At 44.6% G+C, this 17,408-nt stretch carries 18 protein-coding genes and 2 pseudogenes; 6 read left to right on the top strand and 14 right to left on the bottom strand.

Features of this window, described 5'->3' with window-relative positions:
- Positions 1-11 precede the first annotated feature (11 nt).
- The 3 genes from JCM19037_RS27105 to JCM19037_RS22580 are packed head-to-tail and all read left to right on the top strand — an operon-like array spanning position 12 to position 786.
- A complete protein-coding gene (locus tag JCM19037_RS27105; RefSeq protein WP_052363741.1) occupies positions 12-284 on the top strand; it encodes a PIG-L family deacetylase in 273 nt (90 codons plus the stop codon).
- Entirely contained in the window at positions 236-490 is a 255-nt protein-coding gene (locus JCM19037_RS30005) for a PIG-L family deacetylase (protein ID WP_373900654.1), read from the top strand. Before JCM19037_RS27105 ends, JCM19037_RS30005 begins: the two co-directional genes overlap by 49 nt.
- Complete coding sequence (locus JCM19037_RS22580; protein WP_052363740.1) at positions 433-786, top strand: hypothetical protein; 354 nt, start codon at positions 433-435, stop codon at positions 784-786. Before JCM19037_RS30005 ends, JCM19037_RS22580 begins: the two co-directional genes overlap by 58 nt.
- Before the next feature lie 914 nt (positions 787-1,700).
- On the opposite strand, the gene JCM19037_RS29315 is transcribed toward JCM19037_RS22580, so the two are convergent.
- Positions 1,701-1,928, bottom strand: coding sequence for a hypothetical protein (locus tag JCM19037_RS29315; protein ID WP_307189777.1), 228 nt, complete (start codon positions 1,926-1,928; stop codon positions 1,701-1,703).
- Positions 1,856-2,254: a thioredoxin family protein gene (locus JCM19037_RS09235; RefSeq protein WP_307189770.1), complete on the bottom strand. Its 399-nt coding sequence runs from the start codon at positions 2,252-2,254 to the stop codon at positions 1,856-1,858. Before JCM19037_RS09235 ends, JCM19037_RS29315 begins: the two co-directional genes overlap by 73 nt.
- Positions 2,255-2,352: 98 nt before the next feature.
- On the opposite strand from JCM19037_RS09235, the gene JCM19037_RS09230 reads away from it, so the two are divergent.
- Positions 2,353-2,985 (top strand): hypothetical protein, encoded by a 633-nt coding sequence (locus tag JCM19037_RS09230; RefSeq protein WP_238544633.1) that lies wholly within the window; start codon positions 2,353-2,355, stop codon positions 2,983-2,985.
- Here JCM19037_RS09230 and sfsA read toward each other — a convergent pair.
- The 4 genes from sfsA to JCM19037_RS09215 are packed head-to-tail and all read right to left on the bottom strand — an operon-like array spanning position 2,944 to position 5,539.
- Complete coding sequence (gene sfsA / locus JCM19037_RS09225) at positions 2,944-3,663, bottom strand: DNA/RNA nuclease SfsA (protein ID WP_042400233.1); 720 nt, start codon at positions 3,661-3,663, stop codon at positions 2,944-2,946. The two genes, JCM19037_RS09230 and sfsA, sit on opposite strands and share 42 nt — an antisense overlap.
- Positions 3,664-3,672: 9 nt before the next feature.
- Positions 3,673-4,533, bottom strand: a complete 861-nt coding sequence (locus JCM19037_RS09220) for a MurR/RpiR family transcriptional regulator (RefSeq protein WP_042400230.1) — start codon at positions 4,531-4,533, stop codon at positions 3,673-3,675.
- Positions 4,534-4,560: 27 nt separating this feature from the next.
- Entirely contained in the window at positions 4,561-4,713 is a 153-nt protein-coding gene (locus JCM19037_RS25700; protein ID WP_193744715.1) for a hypothetical protein, read from the bottom strand.
- 4 nt (positions 4,714-4,717) lie between these two features.
- Entirely contained in the window at positions 4,718-5,539 is an 822-nt protein-coding gene (locus JCM19037_RS09215; protein WP_052363739.1) for an N-acetylglucosamine kinase, read from the bottom strand.
- A gap of 72 nt (positions 5,540-5,611) precedes the next feature.
- Between JCM19037_RS09215 and JCM19037_RS09210 the strand changes: the two genes are divergently transcribed.
- Positions 5,612-6,553 (top strand): NADP-dependent oxidoreductase, encoded by a 942-nt coding sequence (locus JCM19037_RS09210; protein ID WP_042400228.1) that lies wholly within the window; start codon positions 5,612-5,614, stop codon positions 6,551-6,553.
- Here JCM19037_RS09210 and JCM19037_RS09205 read toward each other — a convergent pair.
- From JCM19037_RS09205 to JCM19037_RS09170, 8 genes and pseudogenes are all read right to left on the bottom strand, one after another.
- A complete protein-coding gene (locus JCM19037_RS09205) occupies positions 6,532-8,361 on the bottom strand; it encodes an ABC transporter ATP-binding protein (protein WP_042400225.1) in 1,830 nt (609 codons plus the stop codon). The two genes, JCM19037_RS09210 and JCM19037_RS09205, sit on opposite strands and share 22 nt — an antisense overlap.
- A gap of 10 nt (positions 8,362-8,371) precedes the next feature.
- Positions 8,372-10,077 (bottom strand): annotated as a pseudogene (locus JCM19037_RS09200) (ABC transporter ATP-binding protein); the annotation flags it as partial.
- Positions 10,078-10,805: 728 nt separating this feature from the next.
- On the bottom strand, positions 10,806-11,594 hold the full coding sequence (locus JCM19037_RS30000; RefSeq protein WP_052363738.1) for an exo-beta-N-acetylmuramidase NamZ domain-containing protein: 789 nt from the start codon (positions 11,592-11,594) through the stop codon (positions 10,806-10,808).
- A 22-nt stretch (positions 11,595-11,616) separates the two neighbouring features.
- Positions 11,617-12,483: an exo-beta-N-acetylmuramidase NamZ domain-containing protein gene (locus JCM19037_RS29995; protein WP_052363737.1), complete on the bottom strand. Its 867-nt coding sequence runs from the start codon at positions 12,481-12,483 to the stop codon at positions 11,617-11,619.
- A gap of 81 nt (positions 12,484-12,564) precedes the next feature.
- Positions 12,565-13,401 carry a carbohydrate ABC transporter permease gene (locus JCM19037_RS09190; RefSeq protein WP_042400223.1) on the bottom strand — a complete coding sequence of 279 codons (837 nt, stop codon included), beginning with the start codon at positions 13,399-13,401 and terminating at the stop codon, positions 12,565-12,567.
- A gap of 27 nt (positions 13,402-13,428) precedes the next feature.
- Positions 13,429-14,307: a carbohydrate ABC transporter permease gene (locus JCM19037_RS09185; RefSeq protein ID WP_042400219.1), complete on the bottom strand. Its 879-nt coding sequence runs from the start codon at positions 14,305-14,307 to the stop codon at positions 13,429-13,431.
- A 396-nt stretch (positions 14,308-14,703) separates the two neighbouring features.
- Positions 14,704-15,717, bottom strand: a pseudogene (locus JCM19037_RS09175) (ABC transporter substrate-binding protein); the annotation flags it as partial.
- 9 nt (positions 15,718-15,726) lie between these two features.
- The gene (locus JCM19037_RS09170; RefSeq protein WP_081829180.1) at positions 15,727-16,563 is read right to left on the bottom strand and encodes an N-acetylglucosamine kinase; all 837 of its coding nucleotides are present in this window, start codon (positions 16,561-16,563) and stop codon (positions 15,727-15,729) included.
- A gap of 166 nt (positions 16,564-16,729) precedes the next feature.
- Here JCM19037_RS09170 and JCM19037_RS09165 point away from each other — a divergent pair, with 166 nt between their 5' ends.
- Positions 16,730-17,371, top strand: a complete 642-nt coding sequence (locus JCM19037_RS09165) for a DUF624 domain-containing protein (RefSeq protein WP_042400209.1) — start codon at positions 16,730-16,732, stop codon at positions 17,369-17,371.
- The last annotated feature ends 37 nt before the right edge of the window (positions 17,372-17,408 follow it).

The raw sequence follows: 17,408 nt of genomic DNA, 5'->3' as shown, positions 1-17,408 counted from the left end.
GAACGATTGCTGTGAAAAAGTTTACGCACCTCTTACTTATCTTCCCCCATCCAGACGATGAGACATTTTCGGCTGCAGGAACGGTTCAGCTTTATAAAAACACGTATCAAGCAACCATTACTTGTGCTTCTCTCACCGCTGGCGAGATGGGCAGAAACTTCGGAACACCACCAATGGCAAACCGCGAGACGTTGCAAGAATACGCAAGGAAGAGCTTGAAGATGCCTGCCGTATTATGGGTGTCGATCGCTTGCATCATCTCGGATTTCGCGATAAAACGTTAGAATTTGAACAAACGGAATTTCTCGCTAATACATTACGGGATCTCATTGAGAAGGAACAGCCAGACCTTGTCATTACATTTGACCCAGAATTAAGCATCCATCCTGATCATAATGCAACCGGGCGAGCAGTCATCCAGCCGTTGGCAGCATGCCAAAGTCAGCCCGGCCACAATTGTATACGAAAGCCATTACTGCTGATGCTGTAGATATTATCGGTGAACCTCATATTATTTATGATATTTCTGATTATATGCCACTGAAAAAACAAGCCATCGCAGCCCACCGCTCACAAGCGTTAGAAGTCAATGCCATTACGAAGCAGAAACTAAAAGAAGGCGCAGATGATCCAGAGGCTTGGATACGTTACGAACAGTTTTGGTGCATACATTCGAAGACGAGTGAGCAGCAAAATGACAAAACCCCATCACGTTCGCTTGCGCACCGAGTTGAGCGAACCAAACTTGCGGGAAACCCCAACAACAAAATCTACAAAGAAGTTTGAGTGCATAGCTACTCTCTCCCGCGGTTGAGGTGGGATTTTCTTTGGACGCCAGAATGTAGGGATTACATCGTCATTTAATTCGACTTGACTGTTATGACAAAAGACGTCTACACTTCAGCGGGGCAGGAAGCATGGTTCGCAATGTGCGCGCAAGTTCCCCCCATCTGCGCTCTAGTTTGCGCTTTTCACTGATTTTAGCGCCGAGTTCGCCAAATGCCTGCGCAGTTTGTTCCAACTGGAGCGCAGAATAGACTAAACCTAACACCTTACGACCTGTCGGCCCCCAGCGTGGCCGAACCGAAATCTAACTCGATTCGGCGCGACTCGCGCCGACAGAATATTGGGTTTTCAACTCAAGGTTTGTGGCAGGGAGTGAGGCTCAATGAACATCGCTTTGGAACTAGATTGTCGTTCAATTTCTTTAAAGTGCTGAATCTGATTCCATAAACGGACGTTTGGAACTAGATGTCGATCGATTGGAATCAGAAAGAGTCAAAATGGTTACATAAGAGTGAATCTGATTCCAATCGGTGATTTTTTGGAACCAGTTCTTCCGCTCCGCGATCAAAACCCCAACTTTGTCGGTTCCTCGTTAACCGAAACGAACGGTCCGTTCTCTGCGAGGATACGGGCAACATGGCACGTTGCGTATTTGCATGATTCCATCGTAGAATCGGTGATAGGAAATTTTTTACAATCAACAATCAAAAGTACTCGTATACGTCTTCCACTTTTCCTTTCTAACGCCCTCTCCATTAACTATGCTAGCTACCGTGCAAGGCGCAGGGCGGAAATCTTACCATTTTGTAGTGTCTACAGCGTGGTTACACTCCCACCTATATCGAACACCGTCAAAACCGATGCTCCTTTGTGGAACATCCGGTTTTAAACTAGCTCATTTAGATTTGTTTAATTTAAGCTTTTTTTAACGTCTCCATAATACTGGAAAATACTTCATCCCAAACTTGCTCGTTCTCTCTGTACATCGCCGTGAGTTGTTGGATGGCTTTTTTTCTCTCATCATTAAATGTCGGTGACTCTTTATCTGGCAACTGAGCCATCAATTCATCTACTCTCCGCTGAACGGGTTCCGCTCTTGGTCCCCACTTGCAAAACTCATTGCCTTGTTCATCAAGAAAGATAAAGATAGGGATGGACTTGATTTGCCATTGGTTAGGTACTGATCCATCAGCTCGAGGTTTTGGTCTCTTTGAAGAATAGAAAGTTTCATGTTGGTGCTCTCACCAATTTTCATGAGAATCGGCATGTTCACCATTGCATCTCCGCACCAATCTTCTGTAATGACAATCGTGCGTAACCCTCGGTCAGCCATCATTTCAAGATCGGCACTCTCATTGATTGCAAACCGCTCGTAAATGTGTTGTAAATTCTCTTTATGAGATTGCATCGATTGTATATACGTTTCTATAGACATACCTTGTTCGTACCACTCGTTTAGATTCAACACGAATCATTCCTTTCTTTGTTGTATAACTGTAGCATGGTTTGAGCGTTGCTTCCACGTATTGATATTGCTAGAGTGTTGATAGAGAGGAGAGAATTGGTGTGGAATATGTATGGTATGCCAGTTATGGTTCAAATTTACATCATGATCGTTTTCTATGTTATATCGAAGGAGGCACACCTGAAGGTTCAGAAAAAACGGAAATAGGATGCACAGACCCGACGCATCCAGTGAAGAGCGAAAAAGAGATGTTGCCTTATCCTTTATACTTCGCAAAACAATCACCTCGTTGGCAAAACGAAGGCGTTGCCTTTATAGGAACAAAACCTGTTGCAAACACCGAAACGTATAGTCGCAAGTACTTAATTACAAAAGAACAATTTCTCGAAGTCGTACAACAAGAAAATAACGGCATTGATGTAACGATTGATTTAAATCAAGTGATGGAAAACGGGTCACACACATTCGACCCTTCTGCATGGTACGGGGTTGTTGTGTATACAGGTATGTTTGCTGGCTATCCGGTGTTTACCTTTACATCACCAGAAGTTGCTCAGTCTGAACATCGCCCACCGTCTGTACCCTATCTCACGATGATTATCCGTGGTCTTCTTGCGATGATGCCAGCAGAACAAGTATTGGACTATCTTTCCACAAACCAAGAAGTAGCGTTACGTTACTCAAAAGATGACTTATGGCAAATCATCGAACAGTCGAACAGGCACTTCACCTAAATAATCATACCCATCGATGCTCGGCTTAACTTTGATGCCGAGCATCATGACTCCACTTGTTTTTGCATAGTTGAGCGCCTCGGCAAATTCTGGATCAATATGTTCGGCTGGTCGAATTTCATGAATGTCTTCTCGCTGAGCGACAAAAAGCAAAATGGCTCGTCCATCTTCACTGCGAGCAATATCGGATAAACCTTCCACATGTTTTCTACCTCTTTTTGTAACCGCGTCAGGAAAATAACCGATCCCCTCTTTAGCAAGCGTGACACTCTTCACCTCTAAAAGTGCCGAGCCACGATGACTGTGTAGTAAGAAATCCCACCTTGAGTGACCATACGTATATTCCTTTTTTTGAATCGTCCACGCGCTCAAACTTGATGCAATTCCCTTTTCAATCACACGTGCGGCGATATCATTTGCACGAGCAGCTTCCAATGAAACAAACCCTTTGTCTCGTCGCTCGACAAGCACAGCCGTCCAACGCGTTTTGCGGTTTGGGTTTTGACTAAATCGTAAGAACACCGTTGCGTCTTGGACGAGAAGGCCTTCAAGACGACCAGGATCTGGCACATGAGCCCGGACGGTTTCCCCGTCCGCTAACGTAGCAAAAAGAATAAACCGATTTGGGCGTTCTACAAATGTCGCCTCATATAACGTTTCTTCAAATGGGATTAACACGTGCACCCCTCACTCTCTAAACTCTTTTCGCAATGCTTCTCTCGTCTCATTTAAGTAATCTACCGATTCATCATAATTGATCGCAGCTACTCCTGTAAAAAGAATATCAATAACGTTTAGTTGAGCAATCCTGGAAGATGAAGCTGATGAGCGAATTTCCGCTTCTGAAGAAGAGGTATATAACGGAATATCAACGAGATCACTTAGAGAATTTGAGCCATATCGAGTGAGAGCAATCGTCGTTGCTCCCCGTTTTTTGGCGTTTTGAATCGCATGTAAAATGTGTCGCGTTTCGCCGGAATAAGAAATTGCAAAAGCAACATCCTCACTCGTTAACGTCACAGATGATGTGATTTGCATATGCATATCTTGGTACGCTGTGCACGGTTTGTTAATTCGGATAAATTTCTGCTGGGCATCTTGAGCGATAAGCTGCGACGCTGCTGCTCCATAAAACTCAATACGTTCTGCACGATGCAACGCCTGAATCGCTTTTGATATCGCTTGTTCGTCCAGAATGTGCAACGTCTCTTTAATAGAGAATATGTTGTTTTCGGAGATGTTTCGCATCAGTACTTCTGCTCCATCATCCGCTCGAATCTCTTGATACGTTATCGTATTGGATTGATCTCTCATCTGTAAATCGCCAGCAATCCGGACTTTCAATTCTTGGAACCCTTCTAAACCAATTCCTTTACACATCCGAATAATCGCCGCTTGACTTGAACCACTCGCATCAGCCAATTGTTTTACAGACATCGTAATCACTTTTTCAGGATGTTCTAAAATGTACCTCGCTGCATTTCGCTCTGCACGCTTTATTGACGGCATTGCTTCACGAATTCGGACGAGACCTCCGTTATGCGCCATTTTTCTACCACCTTCTTCTCGTTTGTCTTAAGAAACGATTGTTATTTGCTCAAAAATCTTTTCGTATTGTTCGTCTGTTCTCGTTTGTCCGATGTTCATGTCAGCAGCAGCAACAGCGCCAGCTAAAACTGGGTACACAGGTCGTGTTAATGTTGTATCGGGTAACTTTTCCTTAAGCAAGTCCCTAAAAGCTCGCGCCATAACCGCTCACTTTTGTACACACTGCCGGCAATGACGATTTGGTCGGGGGGATGTTGAAACAAACGTTCTGCCATGACGACCATAGCTTCTGCGTTTTTGTGTGCGGCTCGCGAACAATCCGCTCGGCTTCAGGTTGGCCATCTACCGCTAGGTTGCACACTTGTTCACTTAAAGGCGCAATTCGCTCTCTCGTTTTTCCTGGCTCGTAAATAAGCGAGATGAGCTCGTTTGCTCGCTCTACTTGAAAATGTGCCAATACAGCTTCTGATAAGGGAGACGGCACTCGTTTCAGATCAAATTCATTCATGCAGTGCAGCACCGCTTGACGACCGAGCTCAAAGCCACTGCCCGCATCTTCAAGCAAGTACCCCCAACCGCCCAAACGATCACGATCGCCGTATTCATTCACACCGAAAACGATGGATCCCGTGCCGGCAATCGATGCGATGCCTGGTTGTCCATACGTTCCACTATACAATGCCGTAACCGCATCGTGGTCTACATAAATGGTAGGCTCGACAGAAAAGTGGTGACGAATGGCTTCTTTAAACACCGTTTTCGCTGGTTCACGGTCTCCTCCTGCCATTCCTGCGAACACGAACCGCACCTCTTCATACGCATGTTCTGCTTGCACTTTTAACTTCGTGAGCAAAGCTTCAATTCGAGACTGTACGACTTCCTCGCTTAGGCTGTTCGGGTTTGTTGCCGATACTAACGCCTCAGCCTGTACATTACCATTCCCATCGACTAATAAAGCTGCCGTCTTTGTACCACCACCGTCAATTGCAATCAATGAGTGCAACATATAGAAATTCCTCCAATCATGTTCTAGAACGTATGAATGCGGGTAAACTAAAACTAAAAAGGTTGTGAAAATATGAAGGCATTAGGTGTTCAACGTTTCGGAAGTAAAGATGAACTGACGGAGTTGGAAGTTACACATCCGACAGTTAACGAAGATGCTGTCATCGTGGAACAGTATGCGACATCGGTAAACCCTTTAGACTTTAAGCTTCGCGAAGGTAAAAAACCAGACCTTGATTTCCCTGTTGTGCTTGGCTCAGACATCTCAGGAATTATTGTAGAAAAAGGAGAAAATGTCACGAATTTTTCCATTGGTGATCGCGTCTTTGGCGTGACTGCAAAAAGTCCCGGTAGCACTTACGCAGCATACGTTTCAGTGCCTCAAGATCAAATTTTCAGATCTCCAGTTAATGCGGGCTTTCTCGAAGCGGCTGCGTTGCCACTTGCTGGTGTGACTGCACTGCAAAACTTGCAAGATCGAATGCAACTAACAGATAAAGATCGGCTGCTTGTTATTGGAGGTGCTGGAGGTGTAGGTTTATTCGCGATCCAAATTGCGAAGCACCTAGGTGCAACAGTAACCGCCGTTGGCAGCAGTGATTCTCAACAACTCATGAAAGACGCCGGAGCAGATGAAGTTATCGATTATGAACAGCAACCCGTCCATACGCTAAGTAAAACCTTTACCGCCATTTTCGATTGCGTCGGCGGTTCAAGCCAAGACGAGCTCTTTCCTTTACTAGAACGAGACGGCTGTTTACTTTCGATTGCCCGTGACCCTAGCGAACAATTGGCGAAGAAACACACGGTCACTGCAGCCTTTACAGCAATCTCACCGAGCCAAAGTCTTCTATCTAAACTGTGTGCACTGTATGAAAGTGAAACGCTAACTGTACACATCTCTGAGACGTTCCCGTTTACAGAACGAGGCGTCCAAGATGCGCACGAAAAAATCGAGAAAGGTCATACGAAAGGAAAACTCGTCATGAAGATTCAAGAAGACGAGGAACGCTGATCGGCATGCAATTTTGCATACGCCCCACCTAACTGCAACAACTGTTCATGCGTACCTTTCTCGATGATCCGCCCTTCATCAAAGATCACGATCATGTCCGCTTCGCGTATCGTGTTTAGACGATGAGCGATGACAAAGCTTGTTCGGCCTTCCATTAAGACAGCGAGTGCTTGTTGAATTTTCAATTCAGTAACGGTATCAATGCTACTCGTCGCTTCATCAAGGATTAACAGCTTCGGGTTGCGGAGCAAAGCTCTTGCAATTGCGAGTAGTTGTTTTTGACCTTGACTAATGCCACCGCCGCCTTTGAGGACGGTCTCGTAGCCATTGGATAGTTTTTCGATAAATCGATGAGCATTCGCTTCTTTTGCCGCTCGGCACACTGCATCATCGCTCGCTTCAAGGTTCCCATAACGAATATTTTCCATTATTGTCCCCTCGAATAAATGAGTGTCTTGCAATACAACTGCTAAATGCTCACGTAAATCCTCGCGCTTGATCGACCGGATTGGTTGATTGTCTAACAAAATATCGCCATCATCTGGATCATAAAAGCGGGTAAGTAAATTCATCATTGTCGTTTTTCCAGCACCGGTTTTCCCGACAAAAGCAACCGTCTTTCCCGGAGTTACGTGAAAACTTACATCTTGAATCGTTGGCGTATCTGTGTATGAGAAGCTCACATTCTGAAACTCAACCTCTCCTTGAACGTTCCAATCGATATCTCGATGGTTCGTTTCATCTTCTCGTTCGCGCTTTGTCCCCATCACTTCAAACACACGCTCCGCTCCTGCAATTGCAGAAAGCAAGAGGTTGAATTGATTGGCAAGGTCATTTAGAGGACGTGTGAATTGTCTAGAGTACTCAATGAATATAACGATTACACCAACGGTTATGAGATTGTTTACCGCCATCATTCCACCTGCCGCCGCAATGATGGCGAAGCTAAAGCTGTTGAGTGCATTCATATATTTCGGGATTAAACCAGAGTACACTTGTGCCCAAAAGCCCGATTGTTTTAGCTGGTCGTTTTGTTCACGAAATGAGTCGATCATACGCTCTTCTTGAGAGAACGTTTTCGTTATGGAATGGCCTGATATCGCCTCTTCACTAAACGCATTGAGCGCACCCAAGCGGTTTTGTTGTGCTTTAAAAAGCTTTCTCGTTCGTTTCGTAATCCAACGAATTCCAAACCACATTAACGGAATGACACTCATCGACACGAGCGTGAGTAGCGGGCTCAACCAGAGCATGACAACAAGTATACCGACGAGTGTGATAACACTCGTAAACACTTGAATAATAGAAGAGTTGAGCGTGTTGCTCACGTTTTCCATGTCATTGTTTACTCGGCTCATCAAATCGCCTTGCTCACTACTGTCAAAATAAGAAATCGGCAGTTCATTCATATGACCCATGAGTTGCGTACGCATTTGATAAACGGTGCTTTGCGACACACGAACCATCCAAAAATGTTGCAACCATACTGTTAGAGAATGCAAAAGGTAGATCGTGAGCAAACCGAGTAGCATATACATAAAGCCGTTCATTTCTCCGGTGCTAATAAACAGATCAATCGTCATTCCGACAAGGAAAGGCCCCGCAAGTGCCAACAAGGAACTTAGCGTCACCATGACGAGCACGATTGTGAGAGGGGCACGGTGTACTTGCAAGTATTTCCACAACTTCATTAACGTTTGCGACAAGTTTGTAGGTTTTTTTTGCTTACCTTGACGCTTGCTTGGATCGAGCATCGCTTTTAACTTTTTCAAGTCGTAAGAGAATGGGGCTTTCATTTGATTTTTCATTGGGTATGCCCCGTTCATGCTGAGATTCATAGATTTCTCTGTAAATAGCGGAACGGTTTAAAAGGTCTTCGTGAGTACCTGACGATTCAATTTCACCGTTGTTCAGCAAAATCACCTGGTCCATTGCCTTTGTCGTCGATACCTTTTGCGTGACGATAACTGTCGTACACCCATATGCCTCAATCGCTTTCAAAAGGTTCATCTCCGTCGTAGCGTCGAGCGCACTCGTGCTGTCATCGAGCAACAAAATCGACGGCTTTCTTAATAGCGCCCTTGCAATCGTCAACCTTTGCTTTTGACCACCGGATAGATTAACCCCTCGCTGCCCAATCAATGTATCTAATCCTTCTGGTAAACCGATGACGGTTTCATAAATTTGTGCCGCCTGAAGTGCCTTTGCGATTTGCTCATCATCGGCATGTTTATGCCCAAATGAAACGACGTCGCGAATCGTTCCCGAAAGCAACGTGACAGCTTGGGGAACATAACCGATCTGTTCTCGGTAGTTTTTGAGCGGGTATGTATCAATAGAAGATTGATCGATATAAATCTGCCCATCATCAGGTTCATACAAACGAGCGATGAGTTGCATGAGCGTCGTTTTCCCAGAACCGGTAGCACCTAAAATGGCAACACTACTTTTTGGTTCGAACGAAAGATCGATATTCCGCAAAACCTGATTTGGAGAGCTGTTATAGGAAAAGGATACATTCGCCATACGAATGTCACCCACGATCGCTTTGTCATCGACACGCTTATCGTTTTCAAACTCATCCACTTTTGATTCTAATACTTCAAAAATCCGGTCTGAAGATGCTTTTGCACGGGATAAATTCATAATTATCATTGAAAATACACCTAGTGCCATCGCCGTACGTGTACTGTAGTTAATGATGGCAACGACTTCCCCAGTCGTCGCATTTCCAGTATTAATGTTCACATTACCGAGCCACAACACACCGATAATACCGATATTCATCAACAATAAAATGACCGGCATTGTCACTTCAACATATCGAAATGCAAATGTCGTTCGGTCTCTTAACTGCTCAGCCGCTCGCTGAAATCGCTCGCCCTCAAACTTACGTCTTACGAAAGCTTTCACGAGACGTACAGCAGTCAAATTCTCATGAACAATACCGTTAAGTACATCCAGTTGTTTTTGTACACCACGGAACAAGCGACCTGCCCGCACAAACAACCAGACAAGAAAAACGAAAAGAATTGGAACAGTGACGAGTAATACGATCGCAATGCGCCAATTAATGACAAAGGCCATGACGACTCCACCAATAACTAGCGCAGGGCTCTTGCCATAATCCGCATTGACATGAGTAGTGTGTTTTGGATTTGGGTAACGTCATTTGTTAACCTTGTCGTCAATGAAGCATTGGAAAATACAGAAAGGTTCGCAAAAGAAAACTGTTGAATCTTCGCAAACAGATCATCTCTAATTTGCCAACCGACACTTTGACTCACATGTGCCGCAAAAAACGAGTTAAATACCCCAGCAACTAATGAGATGAAGGAGAGGCCAATCATTAATAGGCCCCACCTCCACACAGGGTCCGAATCCCCTGCGATAATACCTTCATCAATAATAATGGAAATAATCAGCGGTTGTGCCAATTCAATCGCAAGTTCAATAAACATCATCACGAGTGCCGCGACGATAACGATTGTGTAAGGTCTAAGATAGGTTAAAAGCTTTCTCATAAGTGCCCCCGTGTTGATCTATATAGAATGAACTTAAGATTTTCCTAATTGCACAGTTTGTTGTTGTTTTCCACTGCAGGCGGAGGCTTGCACTCCAGAGCATAAGTGCAACATCGGTGGCGAAACATCTGCCACCGTGTTTTCTTTACACTCCAGAGCATAAGTGGGAAATCGGTTCTGCCTCCTGGCTACGGTGTGAAGAAAGAAGTCCAAATGCCAATATATTCATATTTGTGACGCTTGAGAAAGAAAAATCATTATTTTAAACGTGAATGAGCACATAAATGGTGTCAACTGTCACAAATATTGCGATTTGTGACAGTTGCGTGCCGAAAGTGCCCGGTTTGAGGCTGGATTGTCACATACGTGACCGGCCATTACATGCTTGCACCAGGTGGTGAGCCTCGGTCACGACTTTTAATCTTCGGCAAACGTTTTTCGTGTTGCCCCAACCCTTGCAGTGACGAACAACGATTGGCAACGAGATGAATTTTTCACCACGCAATATGCAAGCACTCACCCGCAAATACCCATCTCGGTCATCTGATTCAATGAGATTCTTTAGTTCAACTTATCTAGCTGTTAATGAAATAAATCAATAACAATACGATTAGAATACCCTGGTGTTTCGTACTTTACATCTTCTTGATTTGTTTGCAATTTTGCGACGAACCTACCGTCTTCGATTCCATATTCTACTTGGTCTAGAATTGGATTGTCCGGTGGGGTTATAATCCTTCGCCGTCAACGAGTCGCTCCCCAAGTGCTGCATATGGAATTTCGATCGTTATCTCTCCACCGCCGGTGTCTATGTTTGGCCGGATCGTTTTATTTAAGTCAAACACGACACGTGTATATCCTGATTGTACTCCAAAACGAATGTTTTCGATGATATTTTGAGCGACAACAACTTCTCGACTCGTCTCTTGCCTCAGAAACGAAGCACTCGCACTCGTCACACCTTCACCTACACCTGTGATCTTATTTCGATTAATCGTGGCAACCTCTTCGTCAATCGCCCAGTCAACCAAACGCCAGTGCGGGGTAAATGACCGGCCTCTGCGGTCGACCGCGTGCACAGAAATTGGAGACTCCTCTCCGACTGCAAGATTCAGGTCTAATGGCAAAATTCCTAGTACCATTTGGCGCTCATACTTGTTTACACCTTCAGGGTAAGGTCCGTACAACAAGTATTGATTACGAACATTTTCAACCCAATCATTCAAATCGTCTTCCCACGTTGCCTTCATTTCTTCCACGTTAGCACCTGAGCGTAAAAGGTCTCTTACTTCAGTAGAACCGATGAGTTCATTATAGTTGTCATTCACTTCATACTTTTCAGGATCTTGATCACGCATGGCAGTGGCTAATTCTAATCCTAATTCTACTACATCAATCTGCTGTTCGTCTTCAATATGGACTTGAACACCACCAATTAGTTCTCCTTCATATACACCAAACATTGGCGTGTAATACGTTGGTCTAAATTGAACGCCAGGAATGTCTCTTGAACGCATCTCTTCGGTTAAATCCTCCGCATTAATCCACGGGCCCGACAAGTTCAAAGGGCCGAGTCGTACCTAACCCTTCAGAAAGGTTCGAATTTGCAACGAGAATTGTTCCAGTATAAAGCGTGGCGGAATCCGGTGTTGGAATATTTGGAGACGTCATCACCCAAGGTAATCCTGTATCCTCAAAGTGCATATCACGTTCCCAGCCTTTCATCTCAGCCACACGCAAATCAACACCTAAAGCGTGCTCATGATTCCACATAACCGCTAACTCACCAGCGGTCATCCCGTGCCGAACCGGCAACAAATATCTTCCCATAAAGCTCACCGTATCAGCTGTTCGAAGCGGTCCCTCAACTCTCTCTCCGCCAATTGCATTCGGTCGGTCAAGGACAATGACAGGCATGCGTTCTTCTGCAGCCGCTTCCATCAAAAAGCCGAGCGTATAAATATACGTATACACGTTAGAGCCGATATCTTGAATATCAAAAACGAGTACATCGACATCTTCTAGCATGTCTTCGGTCGGTTTCCACGTAGGTCCATACAAGCTGTACACAGGCAATCCGGTGCGTTCATCAATATAAGACTCAATATATTCACCCGCTTCTACATTGCCGCGAATACCATGTTCAGGGCCGTACATCGCCGTCATATTAATATCCTCATGCTCATAGAAAAGGTCGGCAGTACTGTCAAGATTCCGGTCAACCCCTGTCATATTCGTCACAAGACCAACCCTTTGGTCTTTTACCCAGTCTAAATGTTCATCTAGGAACACTTCCACACCTGGAATGACTGTCTCGTCTTTCTTACCTTCTGTATGTTCCAACGCGGGCGTTACAAAGAACAAAAGAAATGCAGCTACGAATACGAACCAAGACCATTTTTTCATCTTCATCACCTTTCTTTACTTCATAGGATTTTTGTATGTTCTCACGATGTCCACACAAGTCACCTCCTTTCAAATGTTTGGCTATCCTTTAATCGCCCCTGCTGTGAGACCACGGATAAAATGTTTGGATGCAAAAAGATAGAACAACAGCGGCGGAACAACAGCAACTGTTAGAGCAGCAAACGCTGTTGGCCAATCGGATTGATATTGACCGAAGAACTGCGAGATTCCAAGGGGCAACGTCGCCCACTGATCACTATTAATAAACACGAGTGGGAAAAAGAACTCATTCCATATCGGTATAAAATTGTAGATCGCGACCGTGGCAATCGCAGGTCGGAGCAACGGCACCCAGATGGAAAAGAGAATTCTAGAATCTCCAGCACCGTCCATCCGCGCTGACTCCTCTAGCTCGCTCGGAAACTCAGCCATAAACCCAGTCAGAATAAAGACAGCAATCGGAATGGTCATCGCTGTATAGATCGCAATGAGTGCAAACAACGTGTCAAACATCCCGAGTGTGCTAATCACTTCAAAAATATTCACCGTCGCCAAACGGGTCGGCAACATCGCACCGATAATAAAGTAAAAATAGATCCAACGGTTGCCGAAGAACTTGTATCTTGAAAGCGGATAACTCGCCATAATAGCGACAAGCAGCATGAGAAAGAGCGAGATGCCCGTCACGACGATACTGTTTCTAAAATACGTAAAGAAACCACCAAGTTCAAAAACCGTTCGATACCCTTCCAAGTTCAATCCAGCTGGAAGCCCGAATGGATTGACGAGCACTTCCATGTTCGTTTTAAACGACGTCACGATCATGAGAAATAACGGGTAGATGACGATGAACGACGCTACGCATAACAAGGCGTACACGAATACGTTCATTAACTTCGCATTTTTTCCTTGTACCATCACATTTCCCCCCGCTTTCTTCGATGATTAATATAGAGCATGCCGATGACAAACGTAGAGATCATAAAAAAACGTCATCGTAGCAATAGCAGCCCCTAGCCCCATTTGCGGCACTTGACCACCTACACCACCAAAAGCGGTTCGATAGAAGAGGGTTCCGAGTAAGTCGACGGCATAATTCGGGCCGCCTGTTGAACCGACCATCGCATAAATAAGATCAAACTGATTAAAAACCCCCATCAACGTCATAATCGTCACGATACCAACAATCGGTATGATCGCGGGAAAAATAATATGTCGAAAGATGTTCCAACCTTTCGCCCCATCAAGACGCGCGGCCTCGAAACGGTCTTCTGGAATGCTTTGAATGCCGGCAATAAACAACATGACCATCAAGCCTGTGTATTGCCAAGCGTTAACGACTGCCACCGTCGGAAGGGCAGTCGCTTCATTACCAAGCCAAGCAGTTGCCCACGCCTCTAAGCCAATCACTTCTAGAAACTGATTAAGTACCCCGATGTTTGGATTCAATATTAATGTCCAAATAAACCCAATCATAAGTATGGAAATTGTTACAGGAATAAAGATAATCGTCCGAAACAGTCCAGTCAGCTTCAATCCTCTCGTTAATGCCAACGCTAAAAGCAGTGCAGTCACATTTTGAAACACCATCGTATAAAGGAAAAATTCTAACGTATTCGTAATCGCATTAATAAACCGGTCAGCGTATGGGGATTCAAATAACAGCCTTTGGAAGTTATCAAGTCCGATGAAAGTCATGTCTCCAATACCGGTATACTCATACAAGGCAACTCGCATCGACATAAGTAACGGAATTAACATGAACGCTGAGTAGATGACAAATGCCGGTACAAGATATAGCAGCACACGTTTTCTAAATCTCATGGCGACTCCATCCTCTTTATGATTAATTGGTCGATCTTGGTTCGTTCATAAGAAAACGATGCCACAGCAAACACTATTCACATGCTTGTCGACTGGGCATCGTCTCACTTATCGCTATTGCATCGGTTCGTACCAGGAACTTAACCCTTCTTGCATTCGTTCTGCAGCTTCTTCAGGTGTAATGTCTCCTTGCAATAAAGGACCGATATTCTCAATATGCAATGTAGACATTGCGGGTTCTCCACTATTAAACACATCAAACCCTACGCCTACCGCATAGTTCTCATCGGCACTTCCCCCTGCTTCAAGCCACTTTTGATTTACGGGATCTTCAAGTTCATCAACAGGAACATCCCCGACTGGAAATTGCCCGGGCAATAAATCTGCAAGCAGCCCTTGCGCATCTTCGGAGACGAGCCAATCTAAGAACAGTTTCGCTTCTTCAACATGTTCAGAATCTTGGTTAATGCCGATCGCAGCGCCACCGTTCATTGACACCCATCTCGTGTCTTCGCCTTCAGCCATCGGTGCTTGGAACATGTTCATCGTAAAATCAATCGGTTCACCAGCAAGATCTGTTAATGCCCACGATCCCGTCACCCAAATTGCCGCATTTTCGGCCATGAACATTTGCATCGCATCAATGTACAATGCCAGACATATTATCAGGCATATACGGGGCCCAGTTCGTAAGATTCTCTAAAAAATCTACATATTCTGGATCAGTAAGCGCATGCTCACCTGCAATTAACCTTCTCGCCACTCTTCTCCACCGACGAAACTAGAATAAAAGCCGTTCGCAATAATTTCATCGACGACCCAATCATCAGCTGTACCAATCGCGAGCGGCGTCACTCCTTCATTTTCAATTGCTTCGAGCACTTCAAAGAATTCATCCCACGTCTCGGGCTCTTCCAACCCGAACTCTTCAAACATATCTTCATTGTACAAAAATCCGTACGAGACATAATTAAACGGGACGCCGTACAAATCCTCATTTTCAGCTTGATAAATTCCCAATTGAGATTCCGTAATATTCGCTATATTCGGAATGTCATTTTCGTCTAACACTTCCAAATGCCCTGCATTATAAATGTTCTCACCGAGTGCAAACGGCCTGACAAAAAAGAGGTCAGCAGCTGTTTCAGTGCTTAACTGCGTGTTAAGCGCCGTATCATATTCAGGCGCAGTTGTCGGTTGAAAATCAATGGCAATGTTCGGATGCTCCTGTTGAAACTCTTCATTAATACGATTAAATTCTTCGGTTTCTCCATTTCTCCAACTGAACAATTCAAGAACAACTTCCCCATCTTCGCTATCTGTAGCCGCCTCTTCTTCACTCTCACCGCCACACCCCGTTAAGATGAGAGCAATGCCCACCCAACCTGCTAACGACCATTTGTAATTCATTGAATCGCCTCATTTCATTGGTTTATAGTTCATCGCCATCTGAACCGCTCCACTTACTGGCTCATCGACGAGTGGTACAACACGAAAGTCAATTCCTTCTTTCACAAGCTTCTCTCTTATCAGGCGTCGAAGCGCTTTCGTACTGGATTTTGTTAGCAACGAACCTGCCAGAATAATTTGTTGATCTGGCGGTCGATACTCACCCGCGTCAATCAGCACCCCGACCGTTTTTACAAACTCATCCGCTTGCCAATTGAGAATTTGACTAGCGGCTTCGTCTCCTTGTTCTTCTGCGATAAAAAGTAAAGGTGCCAAGTCTTTGGGGACCGTTTTAGGGTAACGTATACATGCTTCATACATCGCTTCAACGGAGTCGTAACCGAGCTGCTCTAAAACGAGCGCTGTTAGTAATGTCGGCTTCTCCCGCTTGTCCCATGCTCGAATGACTGTCCGAAATACTTCTGTAGATAACTCCAATCCACCCCCATAATCACCAAAGGCATACCCATGCCCGCCTAAATAATGAAGCTCATGGAATGAATCAACGGCAAAAGCATTCACAGCTGTGCCGCATACGATGACGATCCCTTTTCCTGTTGCACTGCCTGCTTGTAAAGCGATTTCTGTATCACTGACGACATGAAACGTTGATAAATGTTTTTCTTGCAAATTCGTCGTAATTTGAGTGATGTCTTCAGAACGATCTGCTCCAGCCAACCCGAAACACGTGTGTGTTAGTTGATGGCTGTCAATCTTGGCCGCCTCACAAGCTTGAGAGACAGCCTCTGAATTTCTGCAAACGCTTCGGGATTCGTTTGGTAGTTTGAGCCCCCAGCTCGCCCTCACCTACTCTTTTCCCGGACTGATTAACAACCCAGGCAGTTGTCTTCGTGCCTCCACCGTCCACACCCATAAAGTAACGAATATAAACCCCTCCCGAGATTGAGTCTTTAAAATAATCAGAATCCTGCTATGATAAAACGAGAGCCTAATAAGAAGGAGATTATGAACCATGTCATTTTTAGATTCTAAGTTTTATCGAGTTGCTGATTTCTTATCTTTTATTGTATTTATAAATCTTATATGGGTAGCGAGCCTGTTTACAATCGTCCTATTTCTGCCTTGTACGTTTGCATTATTTCGAGCTTCTCGGGCGATGATCGTTGATAGTGATAATCGTGCCATCTACCCGTTCGTAAAAACGATAAAGCAGTATTTTTGGAAAGCGAATGTGTACGGCTTGCCGTTTTTGATGACAGCGTTTAGTTTGTTTTACTATGTAGTCGCCTTCACGTCAGTTAATGCGACATGGTCGGTATACTTGTTAGCACTAACCGTCACTGCAATCGTTCTTTACACGTTGTTTCTCGCCCATTTCCTACCGATTGCATCTCACGTTAGACCAACTGCGCTAACGTCAAACGTGCAACGAGCCTTTTGGTTAATCTTTTACAAACCGCTCCAATCGTTGTTGCTCATTGTTACAATTGCCATCGTTTCTTTCATTAGCTTACAGTTCTTGCTTCTCTTTATTTTGGCGACTGGAGGCACCTTGGCGTACTACTCTACAAGGAGCGTTTTGAAGAAATTAGAGACCCTTAATGATGAGCATCCTGAAACCGCAAATACGTTGCATATTCAAGAAAGTAGCTAAATACAAAAGCTTAGCTCAAGTATAGCATTGCGATATA

The sequence above is a fragment of the Geomicrobium sp. JCM 19037 genome (assembly GCF_000698105.1).
In the GTDB taxonomy this organism is placed as follows: Bacteria; Bacillota; Bacilli; order Bacillales; family Marinococcaceae; genus Geomicrobium_A.
The sequence above is the reverse complement of the archived record's forward strand: the minus strand, read 5'-3'. Positions and strand labels throughout refer to the sequence as shown.